The following is a 26,912-nucleotide window of genomic DNA, read 5'->3' as shown; positions in this document are numbered from 1 at the left end:
GAAACAAAAAAACTCATTCATCATCTGATATTTTCCGCTCATGTACTTTTATTTGTTCAATCTTAATTAGAGGAATATCTTTACAACAACACTTAAAAACTTTTGTATTGAAAAGAATTACAAGAATATCGACATATTGGACAATCCAATTAATTGGCTGGATTACAACTTCCTTGTATTGGGGATTATCGGCTTTTTTTGGGGGTACTTTTATATGGAAAATTGGTATAGCCGATTTAATACTTGACGTTACAATTGGTATTGCACTGACACATATTTACAGAAACTTTGCTTTAAAAAATGGATGGAATAAATTAAGTCTAAAAAGGTTAGTTCCAAGAATTGCAATGAGTGTTTTGGTACTTTCTTTATTTTATATGCTTTTAATTGTTGCTAAGCTTTATCTGGTTCGTTTAATTATTTTAAAAAGTAGCCCTATTTCGTTTTTAGAATTTTTGAAATTCACGCAATTGCAAGTTTTTATAACAGGTACAAGATTAATGTCTATTTGGGTTTTGGCTTATCATCTGTATCATTATTCCAGACTTGAAATAGAAACGGTAAAAGAAAATGCCCGATTGTCGCTTATGATGAAAGAAGCACAATTGAACAATTTGAGCACACAGCTAAATCCGCATTTCTTTTTTAACTCATTGAATAATATAAAATTTTTGATTTTAGAAAATCCGGATTCAGCAAGAAGAGCAATTGATTTATTGTCTGAGTTGTTGCGAAATTCGTTAAATAATAATGTTGGAAGATTGATACCATTAATTGAGGAGATTGATCTTGTCCTGGATTACCTTGAATTAGAGAAAATCCGGTTTGAGGAACGTTTGCAGACGAAAATTGAAACAAGTGTAAACTTATCAAAACATTTGATTTTGCCGTTAAGTATTCAGACTCTGGTTGAGAATGCAATTAAACACGGAATTGAAAAGAGAAAAAGCGGTGGTTTTATTACTGTAAAAGTTGAAATGGAAAATAAATTTATAAAAATTAGCGTTCAAAACTCAGGTAACCTAAGTAGCGAAATAAAAGATTGCGGCATAGGTTTAAATAATCTGAAAGAACGATTAAAACTACAGTATAACGGAAATGCTTCATTTGAAATTAAAGAGATCAATGATGAAACGGTTTTGGCAACAATTTTACTTCCAACAAAATGAAAAAGATAAAAGTTATAATAGTAGATGATGAGCGTTTATCACGCGAAGAACTGAAAAGAACTTTATTGGCGTATGAAGATTTTGTTTTAATAGGTGAGGCAGAAAATGCTGATGATGCAAAAGATTTAATTGAGACAAGTAGGCCTGATTTAATTTTTTTAGATATTCAGATGCCCGAAAAATCTGGTTTCGATTTATTAGAATCTTTAGACCATGTACCAGCTGTGCTATTTACAACCGCTTTTAATCAGTATGCTGTGCAGGCATTTGAAGTAAATGCTTTAGATTATTTAATGAAACCTATACGGGAAGAACGTTTCGCACAAGCAATTGAAAAAATAAGAAATACGATAAACTTAAAACCTGCTCCGAATTCACTAGCAAACAATCGTAAAATTTTCATTAAGGATGGGGAAAAACGGTTTTTTGTTCAAGTGAATGAAATTTACTTAATCGAATCGCTTGAAAATTACACCAGACTTTATTTTCAGGGGAAAAAAGCACTTCAAAGACGTTCTCTTCGTCAATGGGAAGAAATATTAGATGAAGGTATTTTTTTCAGAATAAATAGAACCGAAATTGTAAATATAAATTACATCCAGGAAGTTAAAAGAACAGTTGGATGCGGACTGGAATTGACGCTAAATTCAGGCGAGTTACTAAAAGTTTCAAATCGTCAAGCGGTCAAATTCAAAAACAGTAATGAAATTTAGTGGACTAACTATAAAAGGATTCAATGAAAACAATTTTAAATTTTGTATTTCTTATCTTATTAGTATCAAATACATTCTCACAGCAAACTAGTGCAACAAAATCAGAAGATTTAAAAAGCGCTTATAATATTCAGGATAGTGTAATGATTAAAACACGAGATGGTGCTTTTATATCAGCAATTGTAGTTCGAAAAAAAGGAGTTTCCGTTCCGAAACCTGTGATATTGCAGTATACTATTTATGTAAGAGATAAAGGGAGAGATATTAAATCCTTAAAAGAAGCAGTAGATAAAGATTACGTTGGTGTTATTGCTTATTCACGAGGGAAAAGATTTAGTCCTGATGAAATATTTCCTTATGAAAACGATGCCAATGATGCATACGATGTAATAGATTGGATTAGTAAACAAGATTGGTGTAACGGAAGTGTAGGGATGTATGGTGGCAGTTATAACGGATATACACAGTGGGCGGCTTGCAAAAAGATGCATCCGGCATTAAAAACGATTGTTCCATATGTTGCTAATAGACCAGGAATGGGGCTTCCGATGGAAAATAACATTTTTGTAAATCCCAATTATGAATGGTCGTTTTATGTTGGGAATAATAAATATCTGGATACAATTGCGGGAAATGACAGGCAGCGATTTAGAAAAATGCTATTTAAATGGTGGGAAACCGGAGTTGCTTATAAAAGAATGGATAGTATTGATGGTAGTCCAAATCGACATTTTCAAAGATGGATAAAGCATCCTTCATTTGACGAATATTGGCAAAAAATGGCACCTTATAAAGAAGATTTTGAACAAATAAACATTCCTGTTTTAGCTTTTGATGGCTATTATAATGATTCTCAAAATTCAAGTTTGTATTACATACGAGAACTTCAGAAATACAATCCAAAAACTCCGGTGTATGTAATAATTGGACCGTACGATCATTTTGGTACTCAAATTGGAGGGAAAATTGAATTGCGTGATTACAAAGTTGATTCAACAGCCCTAATCGATATTAAAAAAATAACGTATCAATGGTTTGATTATATTCTGAAAAATGGAACAAAGCCGGAAATGTTGAAAGACAAAATTAATTATGAAGTAATGGGAGCAAGCGAGTGGCGAAGCGCTCCCTCTTTAGATAAAATGACGAATGGTTTTCTAAAAATGTATTTAACGAATAAAAAATCAGGAAAATTCTATTCTTTGGATCCCAGAATGCCAGGTGAAAAAGATTATTTATCACAAGAAGTTAATTTTGCCGACAGGCAAACACAAAATAACGACTATTATCCAGATCCTATTATTAGAAAAGAAATTGATACCACAAGCGGATATGTTTTTGTTAGTGATCCATTAAAAGAATCAATGTTAATTAATGGTTCCTTCTTAGGAGAAATAAAAGTGAGCATCAATAAGAATGATCTGGATATTGGAGTTACTTTATATGAGTTAATGTCAAATGGAGAATATTTTCATCTGTCTTATTTTTTAGGACGAGCCAGTTATGCTAAAGATATTACAGCGAGAAATTTATTAAAATCAAACCAAATAGAAGTCATTTCTTTTTCGAATACACATTTGGTCAGTAAACAATTAAATAAAGGGAGTCGTTTAGTTGTTGTGCTTAATGTTAATAAGAATGCCTTTTCTCAGTTAAATTATGGAACAGTAAAAGAAGTTAGTGATGAAAGCATTAAAGATGTAACAGAACCATTAAAAGTAAAATGGTATAATGATAGTTTTGTAAAAATTCCGATCTGGAAATAAGAAAAAAACAAAAGCCGAATCTAAATTTAGATTCGGCTTTATATTGACTTTAAGACTTTCGACTTTCCAACTTTAAGACTATCCTAAGAAAGGATATCTGTAATCTTCCGGAGTTACAAAAGTTTCTTTGATTGTTCTTGGAGAAGCCCAACGCAATAAGTTCAATGCAGAACCTGCTTTGTCGTTAGTTCCTGAAGCTCTTGCTCCACCAAAAGGCTGCATTCCAACAACAGCTCCTGTTGGTTTATCGTTGATGTAGAAGTTACCAGCAGCATTTTGCAATTTCGTAGTAGCTACTTCAATAGCATAACGATCTTGACTAAATACAGCTCCTGTTAAAGCGTACTCAGAAGTAGTATCAACTAATTCTAAAGTCTCTTCCCATTTTGCATCTTCGTAAACGTATATAGTAATTACTGGTCCGAATAATTCGGTTTCCATTGTAGTATATTTTGGGTTTGTAGTTACAATAACTGTTGGCTCAATAAAGTAACCTACAGATTTATCATAATTTCCACCAACAATAATTTCTGCGTCAGCATCTTTTTTAGCCTGGTCGATATAACTAGCTAATTTATCAAAAGAACCTTCGTGAATAACTGCTGTAATAAAGTTTCCAAAATCTTCAGGAGAACCCATTTTCATAGATTTTACATCAGCAATTAATTGTTCTTTTACAGCTGGCCATAAACTTTGTGGAATATAAGCTCTTGAAGCTGCAGAACATTTTTGTCCTTGAAATTCAAATGCACCACGAGTAATACCTGTGGTCACTTGTTTTACGTTAGCGCTTGGGTGTGCAATGATAAAATCTTTACCACCAGTTTCTCCAACGATTCTTGGATATGTTTTATAGTTGTGGATGTTTGCACCAATTTTAGCCCAGATATCTTTAAATACGTGAGTTGATCCTGTAAAGTGAACTCCAGCGAAGTCACGGCTTGCTAAAACAGTATCCGTAATCATTAAAGCGTCTCCAAAAACAACGTTGATAACGCCATCAGGAACACCAGCTTCTTTGAAAACTTCGATGATGATTTTTGTAGAGAAAATCTGGCTATCACTTGGCTTCCAGATTACAACGTTACCCATCATAGCAGCACTTGCAGGAAGGTTTGCAGCAATAGCAGTAAAGTTGAAAGGAGTAATAGCATAAACAAATCCTTCAAGAGGTCTGTATTCTAAACGGTTCCAAACAGAAGAATCAGATTTTGGCTGATCGTTGTAAATTTGTGTCATGAACTCTACGTTGTAACGTAAAAAGTCAATTAATTCACAAGAAGCATCAATTTCTGCCTGGTGAATATTTTTAGATTGTCCAATCATTGTAGCAGCGTTGATACGAGCTCTGTATGGACCTGCAATAAGTTCAGCAGCTTTTAAGAAAATAGCAGCACGTTGTTCCCATGCCATGTTTGCCCATGCAGTTCTTGATTCAAGAGCATTTGCAATCGCTTTTTCAATATGTTGTTTTTCAGCTAAATGATAGGTTCCAACGATATGTTTATGATCGTGTGGAGCTGAAATTGTTTTTGTATTTCCAGTTTTGATTTCTTCACTTCCAATGTATAATGGTACATCAATTTTTGAGTTCCACATTGTAGTGTAAGCTGCCTGAACAGCTGCTTTTTCTGGCGAGTTTGGTGCATAACCTTTTACAGGTTCGTTTACCGCTTTTGGTACATGAAAGAATCCTTTTAACATGGGATAAATTATTTTAAAATTACGAAATGTCTAATTTTTGACAAAAGTACAAATGATAATTTGATTATATCACAATACAATATTAAAAAGTTGAAATTTAATAAACTAATCCAGTGAAACTGTAAAACGGCTTGAGTGGTAAATAGTTAAATTTGATGGAATGTGCCAAAATGTGCCAAAAAGGTTTATCAATATTAAAAATGATGACAATATGAACATCCCACTCTTAGCTTTTAACGATAACGGAATTTACTGCCAACAAGCTGATGTTTATCTTGATCCATGGCGGCCGGTAAAAAACGCTATCATTACGCACGGACATTCTGACCATGCACGCTGGGGACATCAAAATTATATAACACACCATACTAATATCCCGATAATTCGACATCGGTTGGGCGAAATAAATGTTACGGGAAAAGAATGGGGTGAAACCTTTGTAATCAACAATGTGAAATTTTCTCTGCACCCTGCCGGGCATATTATTGGAAGTTCTCAAATTCGGGTAGAACATAAAGGAGAAGTTTGGGTTTTTACGGGCGATTATAAAACCGAAGATGATGGTATCTCGGTTCCCTATGAGGTTGTAAAATGTGACACTTTTATAACCGAATGTACTTTTGGTTTACCGGCTTTTAACTGGACGCCACAAGTTGAAGTAATTACAGAAATAAATAATTGGTGGGCAGAAAATAAAGCAGAAGGAAAAACATCTATTCTTTTTGGATATTCTCTCGGTAAGGCGCAAAGACTCTTAAAATATCTTGATACTGATATCGGAACGATTTATACACATGGCGCTATCGAAAACATGACAAATGTTTTACGCCCGATGGTTGATTTTCCACCTACAACATTAGTAACACGTGAAACTAAAAAAGAAGATTTATTGGGAAATATCGTCCTCGCACCGCCAAGCGCGCATGGAAGTATCTGGATCAGAAAAATGACTCCGTTTGTGACCGGTTCAGCTAGTGGGTGGATGGCTTTTCGCGGAGCCAGACGCAGACGCGCGATTGACAAAGGTTTTGTTTTGAGCGACCATTGCGATTGGTTTTCATTATTGGATAGTATAAAAGCAACTGGCGCAGAAAAAATAATTTGCACGCACGGTTATACCGATATTTTTTCTAAATATCTAAGAGAATTGGGTTACGATGCCAGAACGGAGAAAACACAATATGAAGGAGAAGCGGCAGAAATGGAAAAGGAAGTTGAAGTAGAAAAAGAAATCCAACAATGAAAAACTTTGCCCAACTTATAAAAACGCTAGACAGTTCAAATAAAACGAATGTAAAAGTGGATGCTTTGACGACGTATTTTAAAAATGCATCGCAGGAAGATAAAGTATGGACGATTGCTATTCTGTCGCACCGTCGTCCGCCGAGACCGGTTAATACAACTTTATTGCGAATTTGGGCAAATGAATTGGCTAATATTCCACTATGGCTTTTTGAAGAAAGTTATCATATTGTGGGCGATTTGGCAGAAACGATTGCGTTGATAATTCCCACTACAAAAGAACATTCTGACAAAAGTTTAACCGAATATCTTCAGGAAATTATTGCCTTAAAAAAGAAATCAGATCCGGAGAAAAAGGAATATTTACAGGATAACTGGCTGGCGTTAAATTATTACGAACGTTTTGTTTTTACCAAATTAATTACAGGAAGTTTTAGAATCGGCGTAAGCCAAAAATTAATGACCAGAGCTTTATCAAAAGCAGAAGATGTTGATGAAGATGCTTTGGCATACAAATTAATGGGGAATTGGGATCCCAACACCATCACTTTTCAGGAATTGATTTTGGATGAAAAGGACAGCGATTATTTATCGAAACCCTATCCGTTTTATCTGGCGTATCCAATTGAAGGCGAGGTTGATAATTTAGGAAATCCCGAAGATTGGTCCGTCGAACATAAATGGGATGGAATCAGGTCACAGACGATCATCCGAGAAAGCGAAATTTACGTCTGGTCAAGAGGCGAGGAGATGGTTACCGATAAATATCCGGAGTTTCAATCTTTTGTTAATTTGATTCCAAACGGAACTGTCATTGATGCTGAAATCTTAGCTTTTCCCGAAGGAGAAATCGGAACTTTTAATGATTTGCAAACCCGAATTGGACGCAAAACACTATCAGTAAGTTTACTCGAAAAAGTTCCCGTAATTTTAAAAGCATATGATATTTTAGAATGGGAAGGTCAGGATATTAGAAATTTACCTTATTCAGAACGTAGATTATTATTAGAGCAATTATACGATTCGATAAAAGATAAAACTAAAAGCTTTCAATTATCAGAAAGAGTTTTGCTTCATTCCTGGGAAGATGTCGCAGCCGAAAGGATGCGTGCGCGTGAAATGAAAAGTGAAGGTTTGATGATAAAACGCAACGATTCAACTTATCAGGTTGGACGGAAAAAAGGGGATTGGTGGAAATGGAAAATTGAACCTTTGGTAATCGACGCCGTTTTGACTTATGCGATGCGCGGTCATGGACGAAGATCGAATCTCTTTACCGATTATACTTTTGCACTTTGGCAAATAAATGAAAAAGAGGAAAAAGAACTGGTCACTTTCGCGAAAGCCTATTCCGGTTTAACGGATGCAGAATTCAGGAAAGTGGATGATTTTATCAAAAAAAATACTTTAGAACGTTTTGGCCCAGTTCGAAGTGTAACGCCAAAATTAGTTTTCGAAATTGGTTTTGAAGGAATAGCACTTTCCAAAAGACATAAAAGCGGTGTTGCAACAAGATTTCCAAGAATCTTAAGATGGCGACACGATAAAAAAATTGAAGACGCCAATTCAATTGAAGATTTAAAAAGTATGATTTCGTAAAAGGTTCAGAGATTCAAAGCAACAGAGTTTCAAAGAAAAAAAAACTTTAAGAAACAGCTAAACTTTGTCCCTCTGAGCCTTTGCAACTTTGAATCGTATAAAAAAAATGAACAGAGAAGGACTATACACAATTGCAGAAACTTGGTTCAAGGATCAGGGATGGAAATCTTTTCCATTTCAAACCCAAACCTGGACTGCATTTCTGCAAGGCAAAAACGGTTTGTTAAACGCTCCAACCGGCAGCGGAAAAACTTATGCCTTATGGTTTCCTATCGTTCTCGATTACATCAAAACAAATCCTGATTATAAAACGAAGCACAAACACGGATTAAAAGCAATCTGGATTACGCCTTTGCGAGCCCTTTCTGTAGAAATAAAGCAAGCTGCTGAACGAATTATTACAGATTTAGATTTGCCGTTGACTGTTGGAATTCGTTCCGGAGATACTTCGCAAAGTGAAAGAACAAAACAGAGCAAAAAAATGCCGGATTTACTTATTACAACTCCTGAAAGTTTACAGCTGCTTTTAGCCTCAAAAGAGTTTGCTAAAACTTTTGCCAATTGTTCTGCTATTGTTGTTGATGAATGGCATGAATTATTAGGTACAAAGCGCGGTGTACAAATGGAACTGGCTTTATCAAGATTAAAAACAGTTGCACCAAAAATGAAAATTTGGGGAATTTCCGCCACCATTGGAAATCTCGAATTAGCGCGACAAGTATTGTTAGGAGTTAATTCTGAGGCGTATGAAAATTCGGTTTTAATTAAAGCACATATCAACAAAAAAATAAAAATAGAATCAATCTTTCCAGAAAAAATGGAGAGTTACCCATGGCGCGGGCACATGGGGTTGCACTTGATTGATGAGGTGGCGAAAATCGTCAGAAAAAGTAAAACAACTTTAATTTTTACCAATGTGCGTTCCGCTTGCGAAATGTGGTTTCAGGCACTTTTAGAAAAATATCCTGAATTTGCCGGCGATATGGCAATGCATCACGGAAGTATAAGCAGAGAAACACGTTTATGGGTAGAAAATGCCATAAGAGATGAAGAATTAAAAGTGGTTGTTTGTACGTCAAGTTTAGATCTTGGTGTTGATTTTGCTCCTGTTGAAACGATTATTCAGGTTGGCGGGCCAAAAGGTGTCGCGCGATTTTTACAAAGAGCCGGAAGAAGCGGTCATCAGCCTGGAAAAGAAAGTGTTATTTATTTTCTCGCTACACATGCGATGGAATTGATTGAGGCTTCGGTGTTGAAAAAAGCGGTTGCCAAAACGGTCGTCGAAGATCGAATGCCATATCTGAATAGTTGGGATGTGTTGGTACAATATCTCAATACTTTAGCGGTTTCAGATGGATTTTTTCCAAATGAAATTTTTGAAGAAGTCAAACAAACCTTCTGCTTTCAAAATATTACTAAAGAAAATTGGAATTGGATTTTGAATTTTATTACCAATGGAAGTCAGAGTTTACAAGCTTATGATGAATATAAAAAAGTAGAGATTGAAGAAGACGGACGTTTTAAAATCAACAGCCGACTTATTGCGATGCATCATCGAATGCAAATTGGGACAATTGTTGGCGATGCGGCGCTAAACGTTAAGTTTTTAAGTGGCGGTTATATTGGTTCGATTGAAGAATGGTTTGCTTCAAAATTACAACCCGGAGATGTTTTTACCTTTGCCGGAAAAAGACTGGAATTATTTCGTGTGAAGAATATGCAGGTTTTGGTTCGAAAAGCAGATCCGAAAAAAGCTTCTCGAGTTGTAAGCTGGATGGGCGGGCGAATGACTTTATCTGCACAAATGAGCGAATTGCTGCGCGAGGAATTGTATGCCGCAAATACAGAAAGTTTATCACCTGAATTAAAAGCATTGAAACCACTTTTTGAAAGACAACGAAAAGAAAGTATAGTTCCTAGTGACGATGAATTTTTAATAGAAACCTTTAAAACGCGTGAAGGTTTTCATGCTATTTTTTATCCTTTTGAAGGGCGTTATGTGCACGAAGCATTGGCAAGTTTGATTTCATATCGCATTAGTTTGCTTTCGCCGATTACATTTTCTTTGGCGTATAATGACTACGGATTTGAGCTGTTATCGGATCAGGAAATTGATATGGAAGCGGTGTTTGATAATGATTTATTTACAACAGAATATGTTCATCATGATTTGCAAAAAAGCCTCAATTCAACCGAAATGGCGCGCAGAAAATTTAGGGATATTGCTGTTATTGCAGGATTGGTTTTTACAGGAATGCCGGGAAAACCAATAAAAACAAGACATTTGCAAAGCGGATCGCAATTACTTTTTGAAGTTTTTCGCGATCACGAGCCTGATAATTTATTGCTGCAGCAGGCTTTTATAGAAACGTTCGAACATCAATTGGAAGAAGGGCGTTTGATTCAGGCAATGGAAAGAATCAACAGGCAGAATATTGTTTGGAAACAATGCAAAAAGCCAACGCCATTTAGTTTTCCAATAATCACAGATCGTCTTAGAGAAAAAATATCCAGCGAAACTTTACAGGAAAGAATTAAAAAGATGACGGCGAGTTATATGAAATAAGGAATAAAATATGAAGATTACGATCAACAATCACAATTTCGTTTTACACCAATCGGGCGCCGCTTTTTGGCAAGAAAAAAAAATACTTTTTATTTCTGATTTGCATTTGGGAAAGATTGGACATTTTAGAAAACACGGAATGGCGATTCCTGAAAAGGCTATTTTAGAAAATTTTGCCAGATTAAATGCCGTTTTAGAATTATTTGATTCTGAAACTATTATTTTTTTAGGAGATTTATTCCACAGCAAAATCAATAATGAATGGAATTTTTTTTCAGAATGGACAAAAACACATTTTCAGAAAATTATTTTGATTGAAGGTAATCACGATATAATTTCAAAACAGTATTATATTGATTTGAATATTGACGTTTATCCCGAATTGATTATTCATGATTTTTTGCTGACCCATCATCCATCAGAAAGAGCAGATTTATTTAATTTTTGCGGGCACATTCATCCTGGAGTTAAATTGAAGGGAATGGGTAGACAGTTTTTGAGTTTATCGTGTTTTTTTAGAAAACCAAATCAAATGATTTTTCCTTCTTTTGGAGAATTTACAGGTAACTTTTATTTGATTCCCGAAGAAAACGATCAGATCTACGCGATTACAAAAGAAGAAGTAATAGAAATAAAACGTTGAATTAATTCAAAGCAAAAGGAGCACACATTCTAAAAGTAGGAACAATAACTTTGAATGTTTTGGTAGTAGTAAAATTGATCATATTAAAATGACCTTTCATTGCTCCGTAAGGAGATGAAAGTAAACAACCGGAGCTATAAGTATGGTTTTCTCCAGGTTTTAAAACTGGTTTTTTACCAATAACACCTTCTCCGTCAACAACTTCTAAATCGTTAAGAGAGTCAAATATTTCCCAGTGACGAGAAGTTAATTGTACTGAATCTTTGCTGTGGTTTTCAATCGTAACTACATAACTAAAGGCAAAATGAATCTTGTAGTTCTTGAAGTAAGTACCTTCAAAACTAGTTAAAACAGAAATTTTTATGCCTCGTGTAATCTGAGAAACCATACTAACGTAGTATATATGTGTGTGTTATAGATGCAAACTTACGAAAAAAAATCGTTCAAAGAAATCCTTTAACAATGTTTTAATTGGTGATATTTATAGAGTTTGCGTTTCCTTTTCCAATTACTCTTTCGTATCGATCTGAACTATGTTTGTAATAAACCAGGATAGTGTACTCGTTTTCTGTTTGATAGAAATTACCGTCGATCGCATTTTCATATTCAATCACGCCCTTTTTATCGGCAACACGATACTCAAAATTGGTAAAACCCTGTTTGATCATGACGGCTTTTTCGTAAACTCCTTTTTTTTCATCATAATCCATTTTATATTCTGGAGATAAGCTGTAATTATTGAACATTCCAACAATATAAATGTCTTTGTTTAAACGAAATGCCGGGGCCGAAAGACTGAAATAAACCCAGGCATAATCTGCTTCGATTTCCTGGTTGGAACCATTGATGTTCTTCACAACAAAATTTCCGTCTACGTCTTCATATAAAGTATAAATTTGATTTGCCCTCGCCTGGCTGGTGTATAAAAAGGAACTGTAAATATCGTTTGCCGAGCCTACTTTTGCGACATTATTACTCGCCGCGCGAATGTCTTTATTTTCAAAATATAAAAACTCATTTCCAGCCCAAAATTGCGTCTCCTTATCATATTTGTATACCATTTGGTTACCAATGGTATATTGTGGAGGAATATTTTTGATCGTAGTATTAAAGTCTCCATTTTGCATTAAAAGCACTTTTACATTCTGCAGAGGCGTCTGAAAAACAATGTCGTTGGAAAGTACTGTAAATTCCAGATTTTGTTTGTAATCAATATTGCTGAGGTTTCGGCTGCGTTTTACTAAAGCCCCAACTGTTGAATGATTTTCGAATAAAATGAACTTTCTGGAGAAAACAACTTCTCTGTCTTCGTTCAAAATTCGCAACATATAATTGCCTGAAATTAGCAATTGTGTGGTAAACTGGTTCGGAAAAGAAAGACGATAATGAGAAAAAGCCTGTAAAGTATTGAAAGAATTGGAGTAGTCGGTTATTCGCTGATTGTCGAAACCACGAACATAATCGGTCTTCGGGATGTCAGTCGGAATCCAGTTATAGTCGCAATGAATTACATCAAAATAATAATTGGCTTCATTCCCAAACAAATCATCAAATTGCAATTGAAATGTTGAGCCCAACTCGAAAATCGGCACTACATTACTTCCATTTTGAATAAATGAAACAGTTTTGATATTATAGGGTGGAATAACTTCGGTTTGTACTTCCTGGGCTTTCGCCGAAGTAAAAATGAAAAGTAAAAGTAAACTTTGAAACAAAAATTTTGACATCTTTTTAAGTTGTATGAACTCGTTACGCGTAATTTGTTAAACACATAGAAACATAGATGGAATCGCAAAAAAAAAGCGTTTCACTTATTTTAAAGACACAAAGTCAGCTATGTGTGAGAAATATATTTCTCTTTTGCACTCTTTTAAAAACAGAAAAACCTATGGTATCTATGTGTTTAAATGACACTCAAAGTGTTTGCAAGATTGTAAATATAACAATTTATACAACGAAAAATAAGACGTTTTATTGGTTTTAAGAACAATTTGTTATGAACCTAGTATGTATTTCAAATTAACTTCGATTTCATCGTTGATATAACTTTCCTCCAAAAGCGAGTCAGACAACAGCTTTTTGTTTTCCTGCAGTTTGATTATTTTTTCTTCTACTGTATTTTTCGAAATAAAGCGGATAACATTTACTTTGTTTAATTGTCCAATTCGGTGCGCTCGTCCAACTCCTTGTTTTTCTGCGAAAGGATTCCACCACGGATCTAAAAATAAAACATAAGAAGCTTTGGTGATATTCAACCCAACGCCACCGGCCTTAAGTGAAATAAAAAATAATAAAGGCTCTTCTTTTTCCTGAAATTGTTTTACCTGTTGTTCTCTTTTACCGGCTGGAGTTTCGCCTGTAATTTCGCAATACTGTATTTTGTTTTCCTTACACCAATCTGTGTAAAAATTCAAATTAGTAACAAAGGAGCTGAAAATGATAGTCTTTTGTTTTCCTTTAACTAAATTTTCGAGATAATTAGTGACGGCAATATATTTCCCCGAATCAATTTCCGACTCCTGATCAACCATTTTTGGATGATTACTCAGCTGTCTTAACTTCATCAAAGTATTGATAATGCTAATTTTATCAGGACTTGTTCCATCTGTTTTTAATAGGAAATTACGAGCTTTTGATTTTTCTTGCTCGTATAATTTTTCCTGTTCAGGATCCATATCACAATAATAAATCTGCTCTGTTAATTCCGGTAAATCTTTTAAAACCTGTTCTTTTGTTCGTCGCAAAATATAAGGCTGAACCAAATTTTTCAATTCAGCTAAACTATTCTCGTCCTGCTTTTTCTCAATCGGAATTTTAAAGTTTTCTGCGAAAAAATTATAGGTTCCCAAAATATCCGGATTTATAAATTGCATTTGGGACCATAAATCGTCCAATGAGTTTTCGATAGGCGTACCACTAAGTGCGATTTTATGAGCCGTATTTATTTTATTAATGGCTTTAAAAATCTTAGAATTTTTATTTTTTATGTATTGACTCTCGTCTAAAATTAAATAACGGAAATTGTATTTTTCTAAAATTGAAATATCTCGATGTACAATACTATAACTGGTAAAAATCAAATCTGTTGAGGCTAATCTGTTTGCTAACAGTTTCCTGTCATTACCAACATATTGCATTTTTGAAAAATGCGGTGTAAATTTTGCAGCTTCATTATGCCAGTTAAAAACCAATGAAGAAGGTAAAACAATTAGCGTTTTTAACGGTTCTCTTTCAATAGTAGTTTCGTTTGCAAACAAATCAAAATTTGAGGTTTTAGTTGTAAAACCTAATTGTTCTTGTACAGCAACCAGTACGGCCAGAGTTTGTAATGTCTTACCAAGTCCCATATCATCAGCCAGACAAGCTCCTAAATTCGAATTGAAGTGACCTAAAAGCCATTTTACACCTTCAATCTGATAAGGTCTTAAAGTTGCTTTCAGCAAATCAGAAGCGGTATATTCTGCTTTTTGAATGACATCATTTTTAATTTCGGGAATCGTATCTAAAGCGGTAAAATTACTTTTACGCAAAAGAAGATTTTCATTTTCTGTTTTGGCTAATTTGGCCAGCGAACTGTATTTACTGAGCCATTCCAGCGGAATCAGAAAGTAGTTTCCGTCAGGCAATAAAAAGAGTCTTTCTTTGCTTTTTATATTCGGAATAATTTCACTGAAATTGATCGTAAAAATTCCAACACTAATTATTATTTTGATGTCAAACCAATCTTCTTTTGTTTCTTCTTTTGAAGCAAAAACAGTATGACTATCAGTAATGATTTCTTTGCTTTCTAATTTCAGATTTTGGATGATAAAACCTAAACTTTCCAGCTCTTCTTTGCGATCAATAACAAATTGAATATTGGCATAAGGATCATGAATTTCAGCCTCTGAATTCGATCCAAATAAATTATTTTTGATTTTTAGTAAACCAAGTTCAAGTAATTTGTCTGTATACAAAGCCTCTTCAACACTTCGTTTAAACTGAATTATTTTTGGCTCATTGATAATGCCAAAATCAACAAATGAATGGGTCTTTTTAGTTTTACTAGCGTCAAATGAATAGCCGTTATAATCAAAATAAAGGTTGAGGTAATAGCAGTTTTTAAAGAAATCATAAACAGGCTGAATGGTACAGGAAATAATTTTGTCCCGAAGTTCAATTTCGAAACCAGTCGCATCGATGTCGATTTTTTTGGCTATTTCAGGAATAAAATTCTTAAAATAATTATCAACTAATTTTGAAGGTATTTCGATTGATTTCTTCTTTAAAAAAGGCTGAAGCTTTTTAGAATTAAGGTCTTTTAACTGTCCTAATTTTTTATCGATAACTAACCAGCCCGGTTCGTCCAGAAGGATATCGACACTTTTATTCATTGGTAAAAATGAAGTTTCGTTTTCTTTTAAAGATAAGGTATAAGTAATTCCTTCTTGATGTTTATCAAATTGAATTTGAGGTTCAAAATCTAACGGAGTTGTGTTGACTCTCCAACGATAAAAATCCTTTTCTGCACTCATATTGGCAGATAGAGGAAATTGTTCTTTTACAATTAGATTGTAAAAGGATTCCAGGTTAAATTTTAAATGCTGACGAATGGCAAAATCAATTTTGGAATCTTTTTGTAAATCTGCAATTGTTTTTGCCGATTTGATTTTGGCACTGAATTTTTTGAAAATAAAGTCAGGCTTTAAAGATTCGCAAACAGTCAGTATTTTTTTTGTATTGGTCTCTAAATTTTCATAGATAATTCCAAAACTTTCAAGAACATCTGTACTTGCTTTTTTGTCTAAATATTTAATGTCAGTAGTATTCTCAACAATGTAGGCTGTTGGGATGTAAGTATTCAGGTTTTTTTCAAAACTGATGTCAAAACAAAACTGAAATGATTTTGGTTCCAAGAGTAGGGTTGTGGTTTGGTTGTAATTTTGGATGGACTAAAAAGTAAAAAGTTTTCAAAATAATTAATAATTTGAAAACTTTTAAAATGAACTTACAGGGTGGGGAAAAATTAGTTTTCCTGTTTAAAGCAAAGTGGAATAATTTCTCCTTTTGCCAGACAATATTTTTCTACTAATTCTGGTGCAATTTTATTGGTGTAATCTTCTTCGATTACGATAAAACCAATGCTTCTTAATTTGTCAAAATAATCGCGGCCATAAATGCGCACGTGATCATATTGTCCAAATATTTTAGCACGTTCTTTTTGGTCTGTTATCGAATCATCAGCAAAAGTAACTTCTCTCGATAAATCCTGTGGAATTTGCAAAACTGCCATTCCTCCCGGTTTTAAAACTCGGAATAATTCCTGCATTGCTTTTGTATCATCCGGAATATGTTCTAAAACGTGATTACACAAAATGACATCATATTCGTTGTCTTTAAAAGGCAAATTACAGATGTCTGCTTTTACATCTGCTAAAGGCGAAAACAAATCGGTTGTGGTATAATCAAGATTTTTTTGCTTGCGGAATAATTTATAAAAAGCTTGTTCCGGTGCAAAGTGAAGCACTTTTTTTGGCGCTGTAAAAAAATCAGTCTGATCGTTTAAATACAACCAAAGTAAACGGTGTCTTTCTAGTGAAAGTGTACTTGGCGAAAGCACATTATTACGTTGTTTTCCGTATCCGTAAGGTAAAAACGATCTGAAACTCTTTCCGTCGATAGGGTCAGTAAATTTGTCCCCTTTTAAAGATAAAGCCAAAATTGGACGAGCCACATAACTCAAACGAATTAATAATGGACGTGGTATTGTATTAAGTACTAGTTTAAAAAGTTTTTTCACAGGGCTAGATTCGGGTTGTAATTATAATACTAAAGGCACTTTTCTGAATTCGTCTTCTTCATTGCTTTCGATTCCTAATGCTTTGTATATGTATTGGAAAGTCGATAATAATTCTGGTTTTCCATCAATTAGCGCTACATCGTGTTCGAAATGTGCACTTGGTTTTCCGTCAGCAGTTAAAATTGTCCAGCCGTCTTTTAATTGTTTGATGTTTCTGGTTCCCATATTGATCATAGGTTCGATCGCAACAACCATCCCTTCAACAAAAAGTTTTCCACGACCACGTTTTCCGTAGTTTGGCATTTCTGGCTCTTCGTGCATTTTTTGCCCTAAACCGTGACCTACCAATTCGCGAACCACACCATAACCGTGAGACTCAGTATATTTTTGAATCGCATTTCCAACATCTTCAACGCGATTTCCAGCTTTAAATTCTCTGATACCTACATAAAGAGATTCTTTAGTTACTTTCAAAAGTTTTTTAACTTCCGGGGCAACTTCTCCAATTTCGAAACTATAAGCATGATCACCGTGATATCCATTTTTGAACGCGCCACAATCTACTGAAATTACGTCTCCGCTTTTCAAAGGGGTGTTATTAGGAATTCCGTGTACAACCTGTGCATTCGGGCTCATACAAAGAGAATTCGGGAAATCATACAATCCAAGGAAACTTGGTACTGCACCGTGATCACGAATAAATTCCTCGGCTAATTTGTCAAGATATAATGTGGTAACTCCTTCTTTAATTTCAGAAGCAATCATTCCTAATGTTTTAGATACGATCAAAGCACTTTCACGCATTAATTCGATTTCTTCTCTACTTTTTTGGATAATCATATTTTTCAGATTTTCAGTTCGCAAAAGTACAATTTTAAAATTATTTTTTTGACACGAATTTCACGAATTAGCACGAATTCAATTTTAAGCAAAAAATTGAATTTTGAGAATTCATTGTTTTTATAGTTTTCGGAAGAAAAAATTAGTAAAAATTAGAGAAATTCGTAGAAAACCTTTTTTTACTCTTATTGATTTCAAAGTTTTTAGGCTTATTATCTAACATAAAAAACGTAAATTAGTAGTAAAAACGCTTACAATCATGGAAAATTCTACAGATCTAGATATAGTTAAAGTAAAAGCTTTAAAGAAAATGAAGGCAAATGCGTTATCGCTTTTAGGCGTTGCAGTGTTGCTGTTTATAATTGCTATTTATTTTAAGATTCCGATGTTGCAGGCTTTTAGTGAAGCCGCTATGGTTGGTGGAATCGCAGATTGGTTTGCGGTTGTAGCTTTATTTCGCCATCCTCTTGGAATCCCGATTTGGCATACTGCAATTATTCCAACTAAAAAGAATGAAATTGGAGAGAACTTGGGAAATTTTGTTTCAGAGGAATTTCTGAATCGTGAAAAACTAGAAATTAAATTAGAAGAGTTCAATTTCGCAACAAAAGCTTCAGACTGGCTTGCCCAGGAAGAGAATGCCAATAAGATTGCTGATGCAGTTGCAGTGAATATTATCCCGGGTATTTTAAGAACAATAAAAGATGAAGATGTAAAAAGATTTATTCAGGTTCAGTTCAAAGAAAAATTAGAAGCAATAAATTTTGGAGATTGGGTCGCACTGGCATTAGAGCCTTTGCAGAAAGGAAATGTAAAAGATCAATTACTAACGAATCTTTTGGAGGTTATGAGCGCTGAACTGAAGGATAATAAAGATTTGATTCGGAAAAAAGTAAAAGCTTCAACGCCTTTTTTGAGTTTCGGTTTGGCAGATAAAAGCATTTCAGAAGGTATTTTCAATGGACTCCAAGAATTTTTGGACGAAGCTAAAAAACCGGAAAGCGAAATTAGAATTAAGATAGATGAATATATTGCTGATTTTCTAGAAAAAGTCAAAAACTCTGAAGAAATGAGAATCAAGATCAATAATTTGATTTTAGGTTTTGCGGGTAAAAAAGAAGTCCAGGATTACATCAACGGAATTTGGGATGAAATTAAATTATCTATTTCTAATGATTTAGAAAAAGGTGATGAATCTTCCATCAAAAAGAATATTTCAAGTTTGGTACAGGGTTTCGGAAACGGAATCAAAGAAGATCTTGTAATGATTGACAAAATCAATAATTTCATCAAAAATGATTTGTTATCAGTGCTTCTGAATAATAAAAAAGTAATTGGTGATTTAATTTCATCAACCGTAAAAAGCTGGGATGGAAAAGAGGTTTCTGAAAAGTTAGAATTAGAAATCGGAAAAGATCTTCAATACATCAGAATCAACGGAACTTTAGTTGGAGGCTTAATCGGACTCGTAATTTATGCAGTCGAATGGACGTATCATTATTTTGTAATGTGATTAATTTTAAACCATATAAGTAATCGTAGGGGATGCTTTTAAATGTTCTTCTTAAATGAACTTATATAACTTATATGGTGAAAATCAATAAAAAACAAAAAAGAGACAAATCTAAAGACTTGTCTCTTTTTCTATTAAAAAAAAGTGGTTTTCTATAATAATGAATGACAAGTCATTGCATTTGGCTGAGGAACTCCCATTAATTCTAAAATAGTTGGGGCAATATCTCCTAATACACCATTTTGAATGTTTTTAAGATCTTTGTCAACTAAAATAATCGGCACTGGGTTTGTTGTGTGTGCTGTATTTGGACTTCCATCAGGATTGATCATTGTTTCGCAGTTTCCGTGATCGGCAATTACAATTGTAGTGTAATCGTTGGCGAGAGCCGCTTCAATAACTTGTTTTACACAAGCATCAACAGCTTCGCATGCCAGGATTGCAGCACTCATAATTCCGGTATGACCCACCATGTCTCCGTTTGCAAAATTCAGACAAACGAAATCTACTTCGCCTTTATTCAATTCAGGAACAAGTGCCGCAGTCAGTTCATAGGCGCTCATTTCTGGCTGTAAATCGTAAGTAGCCACTTTTGGAGAATTTCTCAAAATTCTTGACTCACCTTCAAAAGGAGTTTCTCTTCCGCCGGAAAAGAAAAAGGTAACGTGTGGATATTTTTCTGTTTCAGCAATACGAATTTGTGTTTTACCCGCTTTTTCTAAAACTTCGCCAAGAGTCTCCGTAATATTATCTTTATTGTAAACAACTTTTACGTTTTGATACGTTTCGTCGTAGTTGGTAAGCGTTACATAATACAAGTTTAGTTTGTGCATGTTTTGCTCGTGAAAGTCTTGCTGTGAAAGTGCTTCTGTAAGTTCACGACCTCTGTCAGTTCTGAAATTAAAGAAGATTACAACATCACCTTCAACAATTGTTGCCAAAGGTTTTTGTTCTTCGTCAACCATTACAATAGGCGCAATAAATTCGTCAGTTACATCGTGTGCATAACTGTCAAGAATACTAGCTACCGCATTTTTTGAAGGAATTCCGGTACCGTTAACTACTAAATCGTATGCTAATTTTACACGCTCCCAACGTTTGTCACGATCCATTGCATAATAACGACCAACAATCGAAGCTATTTTTACAGGCGTATCTTTAATATGCTCTTCTAAATCATGAATGTATTTTGCTCCAGATTTTGGATCAACGTCACGTCCGTCTGTAAAAGCGTGGATATAAACCTGATCTAAACCATATTCCTGAGAAGCATCAATTAGTCCACGTAAATGAGAAGTATGAGAGTGAACACCTCCGTCAGAAACTAATCCTAAAAAGTGTACTTTTTTATCGTTTTCTTTAGCGTATGTAAAAGCATCAACCAAAACTTGTTCTTTGGCTAATGTTTGATGTGCTACGGCAAGGTTAATTTTGGCTAAATCCTGATACACAATTCTTCCGGCACCAAGATTCATATGTCCCACTTCGCTATTTCCCATCTGGCCTTCAGGTAAACCTACGTTTAATCCATCCGTACGAAGTTGAGCGCTTGGGTAATTTTTGTAAAGACTATTTATAAAAGGAACATTTGCATTGTCTATTGCGGATACTTTAGGGTCAGGAGATTTTCCCCAACCGTCTAAAATCATAAGGATAACTTTTTTGTTCATTACTTTTTGTTTTGTACAAAGATAAGCCATTTCTAAAATGTGCAAAGAAAGCAATGTTACATTTATGTTTAATAAAATGAAGTATGTGAAAAAATAATAATTTAATTAAAGAAGGACTTATTTTTTAAAATTAATTCACGCTAAGCTCTCTTTCTGAGCTTATTTTTGACAGCGTTATAGTCAATAAAATATTTAACACTTATTGAAAAAACATGTTTTAAGGCGTCAGTATTAAGTAAGGCCGTTACATTGTCTTTATAATCCTTGTCAATAATGCGTTCAAAATTATCGGCACTATTACGGTATAAAACGGAAACCTGACTTCCCGGAGCAAACCACCATGAATAAGACAAATCAGCATTCCAGGAATAAAAACTTGAATTCTTATTATCAGTGTATTGAGGATAAGGTGTTAAAGTTCCATCTTGTTGCAATTCAAGAATATCTTTATTTTCAGCATACGACCAATATTGGCGAAGTGCCAAATTCAGTGTCATAGCACTGTTTAAAGCATATTTTCCGGTAATTGTGTTGGAGTAGGTAATTACATTTCGATTGGCAAAAACAATAGTTTTCGGAGTACTTTGGTTACCGTCGTCGTCAACGCTGTCTATGTATCCTTTGTTGTTGTTTTTTCTTAAAAAGCTAAAAGTATAGACCATTAAAAGTTTATCACTAAAGCGATATCTGGGTCCGATATCAAAACCGTATGCCATTCGTCCAGGCTCATCAGCAATAGCAATTGACGGATTTATATCTATAGCAAACTTGTGATTGTAATTTGTAGAAATGCTTCCCCAAGCCTCCATTCTGCGCGGAATAAGAACATATCGATTTGCTGCTCTGGGTTCATAATAATCATGAGATACCAATGGGAAAAGGGTAATTCCGCCACCATAATAATTATTTTTTACCGTACTCAGGTTTACATTTACATCAATATTATTGTCTTGTACTTTTCCAGATTCTTTGTTGAATTCGGTATACATATTATAGTTAATCCTGAAACTATTAAAGAGCTTTGTTGGGTTTAGGATTCTATAATTGGCATTTCCATAGAAATTGTAATAGTTGGTGTAAAAGTTAATTCCGAGATCATTTGGATCGTAGCTTTTTGTAACAAAATCAGTGCCTACACTGTAACGGTATTTTCCAGTAGTTTCGGCAAAACCAATTGTAGAGAAAACTCCGGTTTTATCTTCATCCAGATTGATAGTGCTATATTTTACATTTCCTGATAAATTATAGGTATTTGCTTTTGTATTCAAGTCCCAGGCCAGACCGGAAACATTGGCGTCTCTATAATGTCCGTTTCTTGTAACGTTTGTATTTATAAAAGTTACCGAAGAATTTTTTCGGAAACGCTGATCTAGAACCAAAACATTGTAATTAGTTAGTGGTTCGACCACTACTTTTCTTGTATCGCCTGAAATAGTATCTTTTATAGTGGCAAAGGTTTTTTCGGTAACCGCATTTAAAACGCCAATTCCTAAGCCGTTTTTGGTTCTTCCTGAAACCTTCAAAGCATTGATAAGATTAACGTTCTGTACTGTTTCATATACTTCTTCGTTATCATTTAATTCAGGATCGATAGTAGGGGCGCCTCCAATTCTTCTGGAATAAAAGATGTTTCCTTTATTAAATAAGTCGGTTCCTTCGGTAAAAAAGGCTCGGTTTTCATTGAATTGCTGCTCAAACGGACTCAAATTTAAAATCTGATCATCGTATTTTGTTTGTCCAAAATCTGGAACCAGAATCGCGTCGAGTGTAAAGGCGTCGTTGATTCCGTATTTAATATCCATTCCGCCTTTTATGGTTCCGTACGTTTTTTGGCTATCTGAAGCGTTTAAATAATATGATGCGTACGGCATAAAAAATAATCGGGTAGGAGGTTTGATATTTTCGATTCCGGTTAATTCCCCATTTTGTTGGGTAAATGTTCCAATTTTGGTGTTAATTAAGGACCAGGTGTACTTTCTGCGTTCTCTTTTTATTTCTCTGAAAAAATTAATGCCCCACGTTTGTTTATTCTCCGCAGAGAAACGCAAGGCGGCGTATGGAATTTTAATCTCCACTATCCAGCCTTTATCAGTTATTCTGGCTTTGCTAATCCATACGGCATCCCAGGAATAGTCTTCGCCAATGGCATCTGTCATTATACAATCGCCCTGAACATCAGCTGCAGATACAAAAAACTCAAAGTTTTGTTGTCCATCGTTAAATCCGTTAATGAAAACGCCAAAAATATCAGCAGTCCCAAAATTATCACGTTGCGAAATTTCTTTTAAAATCCTGTTCGGTTCAGCATCATACATCATAGCACCTATGTAAATAGCGTCATTGTTGTAGATAACCTTGATTTCTGTTTTTTGAGATTCTGGAATTGGTTTTCCATTATCAGGTTCAAACATGATAAAATCAGAAGCTATTGGGGTATTTTCCCAAGCTGTCTCGTCCAGCTTTCCATCAATAATAATGGACTGCGAGGTAGATTGTGCTTGCAGGGTTTTCTTTTGGCTGTAGCCGAAAGATACACAGAAGAGAAAACAAAGGAAAACAACTTTTTTCATTTTGTATTATGAAGGATTCTTGAGATAATATAGACATTCAATTCTGTGAAATGTTACATTTTAAAAGCTGAAAATTATATCTTTTTAACATTGTAAGTATATCGCTACGTAATAAAAGTTAAAATAATGTGTAAAAATAAGATTTTTACGTCAAGTTGCTAATTTTTTGTTTTTGATCTGTTAAAGTTTAAACAAAACAACCTTGATTTACAGGGATTTATTTTGTGTGGCATATTTTTTTTATATTTTTGTCAAACCCAAATTTGTTATTAACCTAAAGAAATTCAATGATTTACAAAATTTATCCACTGCTAGTGTTTTTGTTATTATCTTTTGGTAAAGATTCAAAAAGCACTCCCGAAACTAAAAAAGTAGCAACCAAAAGTATCGCTAAAGTTGAAATGCTTACAGTCGAAGCTAAAATTGAAGGTGTGTATCATGCCTTGAATCCAAACAATTATCAGTTGCCTGAACTTAAAACTTTCTCTGAAGCCTTAAAAGGATTTTATCTATTGAAAGAAAAAGGAGTTGTTCAAAAAGATATCCTGACATTGATTGATTTCAGTTTGTCATCAAATACCAAACGTCTTTGGGTAATTGATTTGGCTACAAACACTGTTTTATTTCAATCTTTGGTTGCTCACGGAAGAAATACCGGTGAAGAGTATGCTTCTAATTTTTCAAACAATAATTCCTCTAATAAAAGTAGTCTGGGTTTTTATGCTACAGGTGAAATTTATCAGGGAAAACACGGTGTTTCTCTTCGTTTAGATGGTTTAGAAAATGGCGTAAATGACAACGCTCGCGAAAGAGGAGTTGTAATGCATGCCGCAGATTATGTTTCAGAATCGTTCATCAGAAATAATAAAAGATTAGGCAGAAGCCAGGGTTGTCCTGCAATTCCATTTGAATTGAGAGATAAAATAATCGAAACTATAAAAAACAAATCGTGTTTGTTTATCTACCATCCGTCAAGAAGTTTTGCGATGGAGGAAAGACTAATTTCTTAGTTGAGTATACAAATCCGAATCTAAATTATAAATATCAGCTCTGAAAATGAGCTGATTTTTTTTGCTCCAGGCTGTCCAGTACCATTGATACAAAGCATATTTTTTTGTTATCCTAATGTTAGTTGTGGTTTTGGTTTCAATAATTGAATCAATTTTTTCTTTCGGCCAATTTGTCGAAATACTGTCATTTAAAATATGTTCGGCAAGCTCCAGTGGATTTTCAATACGAACACAACCAGAACTTAACGAACGATTATTTCTTCCAAAAATATTGCGATGATTGGTGTCGTGAAGATATACGCTATGGTGATTTGGGAATAGGATTTTCATCAATCCTAACGAATTATTATAACCCGGACTTTGCACATATTTATAATTACCAGGTTTGTTTTCATTCCATTTACTTGGATCAACTTCATGGCCCATAGTATCGTATATAGTAATGTTTTTATTTTTTAGATAATTACGATTACGTTTCATGGCGGGAACCACATCTTCTTTTAAAATAGTTGGCGGAACGGTCCACGTTGGGTTAAAAACCACCGTTTTTAATGCCGAAGTGATAATTGGTGTTTTTCTTTTGCTTGTTCCAACAACAATATTGCGCACTAAGGTAGTGTCCTGACTTTCGACAACATTCAGGCTGTAATTCGGGATGTTGATGATAAAGTAGTTCTCAGCAAAATCATTGTTATACCAGCGCCAACGCTCTAAATTGGCAATAATTTGTTGCTTTCTTTTTTCTTTCGAATAATTAAGAGCACTTATTGTTCCTTTTCCAATTACACCATCAGCTGCTAAGCCGTGTCTTTCCTGAAATCTTTTTATTGATTCAAAAGTTTTTTTATTGTAGATAGTGTTTAAGGTATCTTTTCCGGACATGTCTCCCCAGAATAAGAGTCTTTTTTTAATGTTGATTAAAGCAACATTGGTGTCATTTAGTGATATTTTCTTTGTCAAGGAATCTATAGTAATCATTGCAATGTCATCCTCGGGATAGGTATCAATAATTTCAAGTGCCTTTAAAAGCTCTCTATAAGTTTCTGATTTTGGCTGGATATTTTCAACGATACTATCTAATTTGTTTTTGTTAAATGCTTTTATCAAAACACTATTAACATCCAGTTCTTTTTCTTTGAGATCCCAATCTGTGTATATTTTTTTAGGATCCAGTTTTCCTTTGTGTAAATGATTCAGGTACAATTCAAAATTGTAAGTTAGCAAGATGTCATATGTTGCTAATTCTTTGTCGTTAAGTTTATGGATTCTTTTCTCGTATTTTTCAAGTGTAACAGATTTGTAGTCATTTGGATCTAATCCTAGTTCAGAACAATTTTTTAATTGAGATAAAACATAAGTTCTTTTTTTGAGATTTCCCCAAACGGTTTTGTTGTTGGAAGAATTGTAAAATTCCTGAAGTGTTTTGCTTTTAAAAACCCCAATCAGGGTAGTGTCAATAGAAACTGTTCTTTCATCGGTAAGTATGATTGCGGGAGGTGGAGTTGCTTTTTTTACAGGAATAACTTTCGGTTCCTCTTTTTTGCAACAAACAAAAATAGAGAAGAGGATAAGAAAGTAAATATTTCTCATTTTATATTTTTTATACATCAAATAGTGTTTACTAATATCTTTCATATCAAATGGTTTAATCAGGGGCATATATTAAAGTTTAAGCTGATCTTTATTTTGGCGTGTTTCTTAAAATGGTCATTTCTTAGATTTTGGCTCGCAAATATAGGATTGCTTGAGATAAATTATGAAATAATTCCTGTTAATTTTTGATTATTATAAATACTGAAATTATGTGTTGTTCTGAATCATTACCTTCGAAGGTATAACTTTTTATGGGTTTTCGTTTCCTGAGAACAGGTTGAAGAACGCGATAAGTTTCTTTTGAAGCCATTTCTTTAATTTGAATCATAATTTATGAAAAATAATTACGGGTATAACTTTTTAGTTTTAAATAGGTTATAATAAAATGTTGTTTTTTATTCATTTTTTTTGAAAAAAAGCTTGTTTTGAACTGAACTTATTTTTTATATTTGCACCAGTAATGCGAAAGTAGCTCAGTTGGTAGAGCTCCAGCCTTCCAAGCTGGTTGTCGCGAGTTCGAGCCTCGTCTTTCGCT

At 34.2% G+C, this 26,912-nt stretch carries 18 protein-coding genes and 1 tRNA gene; 10 read left to right on the top strand and 9 right to left on the bottom strand.

The features are described 5' to 3' along the window. Positions 1-107: 107 nt before the first annotated feature. From Q7C23_RS22240 to Q7C23_RS22230, 3 genes are read left to right on the top strand one after another with little or no spacing between them, the layout of a single operon-like run. The gene (locus Q7C23_RS22240) at positions 108-1,169 is read left to right on the top strand and encodes a sensor histidine kinase (protein WP_375034563.1); all 1,062 of its coding nucleotides are present in this window, start codon (positions 108-110) and stop codon (positions 1,167-1,169) included. Next, on the top strand, positions 1,166-1,882 hold the full coding sequence (locus tag Q7C23_RS22235; protein ID WP_375034562.1) for a LytR/AlgR family response regulator transcription factor: 717 nt from the start codon (positions 1,166-1,168) through the stop codon (positions 1,880-1,882). Before Q7C23_RS22240 ends, Q7C23_RS22235 begins: the two co-directional genes overlap by 4 nt. A gap of 23 nt (positions 1,883-1,905) precedes the next feature. Further along, on the top strand, positions 1,906-3,648 hold the full coding sequence (locus tag Q7C23_RS22230) for a CocE/NonD family hydrolase (RefSeq protein ID WP_375034561.1): 1,743 nt from the start codon (positions 1,906-1,908) through the stop codon (positions 3,646-3,648). Positions 3,649-3,726: 78 nt separating this feature from the next. Here Q7C23_RS22230 and pruA read toward each other — a convergent pair whose 3' ends face one another. After that, on the bottom strand, positions 3,727-5,352 hold the full coding sequence (gene pruA / locus Q7C23_RS22225) for an L-glutamate gamma-semialdehyde dehydrogenase (RefSeq protein ID WP_375034560.1): 1,626 nt from the start codon (positions 5,350-5,352) through the stop codon (positions 3,727-3,729). 211 nt (positions 5,353-5,563) lie between these two features. Between pruA and Q7C23_RS22220 the strand changes: the two genes are divergently transcribed. The 4 genes from Q7C23_RS22220 to pdeM all read left to right on the top strand — a co-directional run bounded on the left by Q7C23_RS22220 (position 5,564) and on the right by pdeM (position 11,402). Further along, entirely contained in the window at positions 5,564-6,595 is a 1,032-nt protein-coding gene (locus Q7C23_RS22220) for a ligase-associated DNA damage response exonuclease (RefSeq protein ID WP_375034559.1), read from the top strand. Further along, on the top strand, positions 6,592-8,193 hold the full coding sequence (locus tag Q7C23_RS22215) for an ATP-dependent DNA ligase (RefSeq protein WP_375034558.1): 1,602 nt from the start codon (positions 6,592-6,594) through the stop codon (positions 8,191-8,193). Before Q7C23_RS22220 ends, Q7C23_RS22215 begins: the two co-directional genes overlap by 4 nt. A gap of 106 nt (positions 8,194-8,299) precedes the next feature. Beyond that, positions 8,300-10,759, top strand: coding sequence for a ligase-associated DNA damage response DEXH box helicase (locus Q7C23_RS22210; RefSeq protein WP_375034557.1), 2,460 nt, complete (start codon positions 8,300-8,302; stop codon positions 10,757-10,759). 10 nt (positions 10,760-10,769) lie between these two features. Continuing rightward, positions 10,770-11,402, top strand: a complete 633-nt coding sequence (gene pdeM, locus Q7C23_RS22205; RefSeq protein ID WP_375034556.1) for a ligase-associated DNA damage response endonuclease PdeM — start codon at positions 10,770-10,772, stop codon at positions 11,400-11,402. Position 11,403: 1 nt separating this feature from the next. Here pdeM and apaG read toward each other — a convergent pair whose 3' ends face one another. The 5 genes from apaG to map all read right to left on the bottom strand — a co-directional run bounded on the left by apaG (position 11,404) and on the right by map (position 18,021). Next, positions 11,404-11,790 carry a Co2+/Mg2+ efflux protein ApaG gene (gene apaG / locus Q7C23_RS22200; RefSeq protein ID WP_008467225.1) on the bottom strand — a complete coding sequence of 129 codons (387 nt, stop codon included), beginning with the start codon at positions 11,788-11,790 and terminating at the stop codon, positions 11,404-11,406. A 79-nt stretch (positions 11,791-11,869) separates the two neighbouring features. Beyond that, positions 11,870-13,129 (bottom strand): DUF5103 domain-containing protein, encoded by a 1,260-nt coding sequence (locus Q7C23_RS22195; protein ID WP_375034555.1) that lies wholly within the window; start codon positions 13,127-13,129, stop codon positions 11,870-11,872. 267 nt (positions 13,130-13,396) lie between these two features. Then, a complete protein-coding gene (locus tag Q7C23_RS22190; protein WP_375034554.1) occupies positions 13,397-16,297 on the bottom strand; it encodes an SNF2-related protein in 2,901 nt (966 codons plus the stop codon). A 110-nt stretch (positions 16,298-16,407) separates the two neighbouring features. Continuing rightward, positions 16,408-17,181, bottom strand: coding sequence for a class I SAM-dependent methyltransferase (locus Q7C23_RS22185; RefSeq protein ID WP_194658053.1), 774 nt, complete (start codon positions 17,179-17,181; stop codon positions 16,408-16,410). A gap of 21 nt (positions 17,182-17,202) precedes the next feature. Then, positions 17,203-18,021, bottom strand: a complete 819-nt coding sequence (gene map, locus Q7C23_RS22180; protein ID WP_375034553.1) for a type I methionyl aminopeptidase — start codon at positions 18,019-18,021, stop codon at positions 17,203-17,205. 259 nt (positions 18,022-18,280) lie between these two features. Here map and Q7C23_RS22175 point away from each other — a divergent pair, with 259 nt between their 5' ends. Continuing rightward, positions 18,281-19,534 (top strand): DUF445 domain-containing protein, encoded by a 1,254-nt coding sequence (locus tag Q7C23_RS22175; protein WP_375034552.1) that lies wholly within the window; start codon positions 18,281-18,283, stop codon positions 19,532-19,534. 152 nt (positions 19,535-19,686) lie between these two features. On the opposite strand, the gene gpmI is transcribed toward Q7C23_RS22175, so the two are convergent. Both gpmI and Q7C23_RS22165 read right to left on the bottom strand, forming a co-directional pair. Beyond that, on the bottom strand, positions 19,687-21,204 hold the full coding sequence (gene gpmI / locus Q7C23_RS22170) for a 2,3-bisphosphoglycerate-independent phosphoglycerate mutase (RefSeq protein ID WP_375034551.1): 1,518 nt from the start codon (positions 21,202-21,204) through the stop codon (positions 19,687-19,689). Positions 21,205-21,344: 140 nt separating this feature from the next. Then, complete coding sequence (locus Q7C23_RS22165; protein ID WP_375034550.1) at positions 21,345-23,774, bottom strand: DUF5916 domain-containing protein; 2,430 nt, start codon at positions 23,772-23,774, stop codon at positions 21,345-21,347. Positions 23,775-24,061: 287 nt separating this feature from the next. Here Q7C23_RS22165 and Q7C23_RS22160 point away from each other — a divergent pair, with 287 nt between their 5' ends. Then, the gene (locus Q7C23_RS22160; protein WP_375034549.1) at positions 24,062-24,784 is read left to right on the top strand and encodes a murein L,D-transpeptidase catalytic domain family protein; all 723 of its coding nucleotides are present in this window, start codon (positions 24,062-24,064) and stop codon (positions 24,782-24,784) included. Here Q7C23_RS22160 and Q7C23_RS22155 read toward each other — a convergent pair. Then, on the bottom strand, positions 24,773-26,374 hold the full coding sequence (locus tag Q7C23_RS22155) for a murein L,D-transpeptidase (protein ID WP_375034548.1): 1,602 nt from the start codon (positions 26,372-26,374) through the stop codon (positions 24,773-24,775). The two genes, Q7C23_RS22160 and Q7C23_RS22155, sit on opposite strands and share 12 nt — an antisense overlap. A 465-nt stretch (positions 26,375-26,839) precedes the next feature. Between Q7C23_RS22155 and Q7C23_RS22150 the strand changes: the two genes are divergently transcribed. Further along, positions 26,840-26,912, top strand: a tRNA-Gly gene (locus tag Q7C23_RS22150).

The sequence above is a fragment of the Flavobacterium sp. LAR06 genome (assembly GCF_041946075.1).
Taxonomy (GTDB): domain Bacteria; phylum Bacteroidota; class Bacteroidia; order Flavobacteriales; family Flavobacteriaceae; genus Flavobacterium.
Note: the sequence above shows the minus strand (reverse complement) of the source record. Positions and strands in the feature narration are given on the sequence as shown.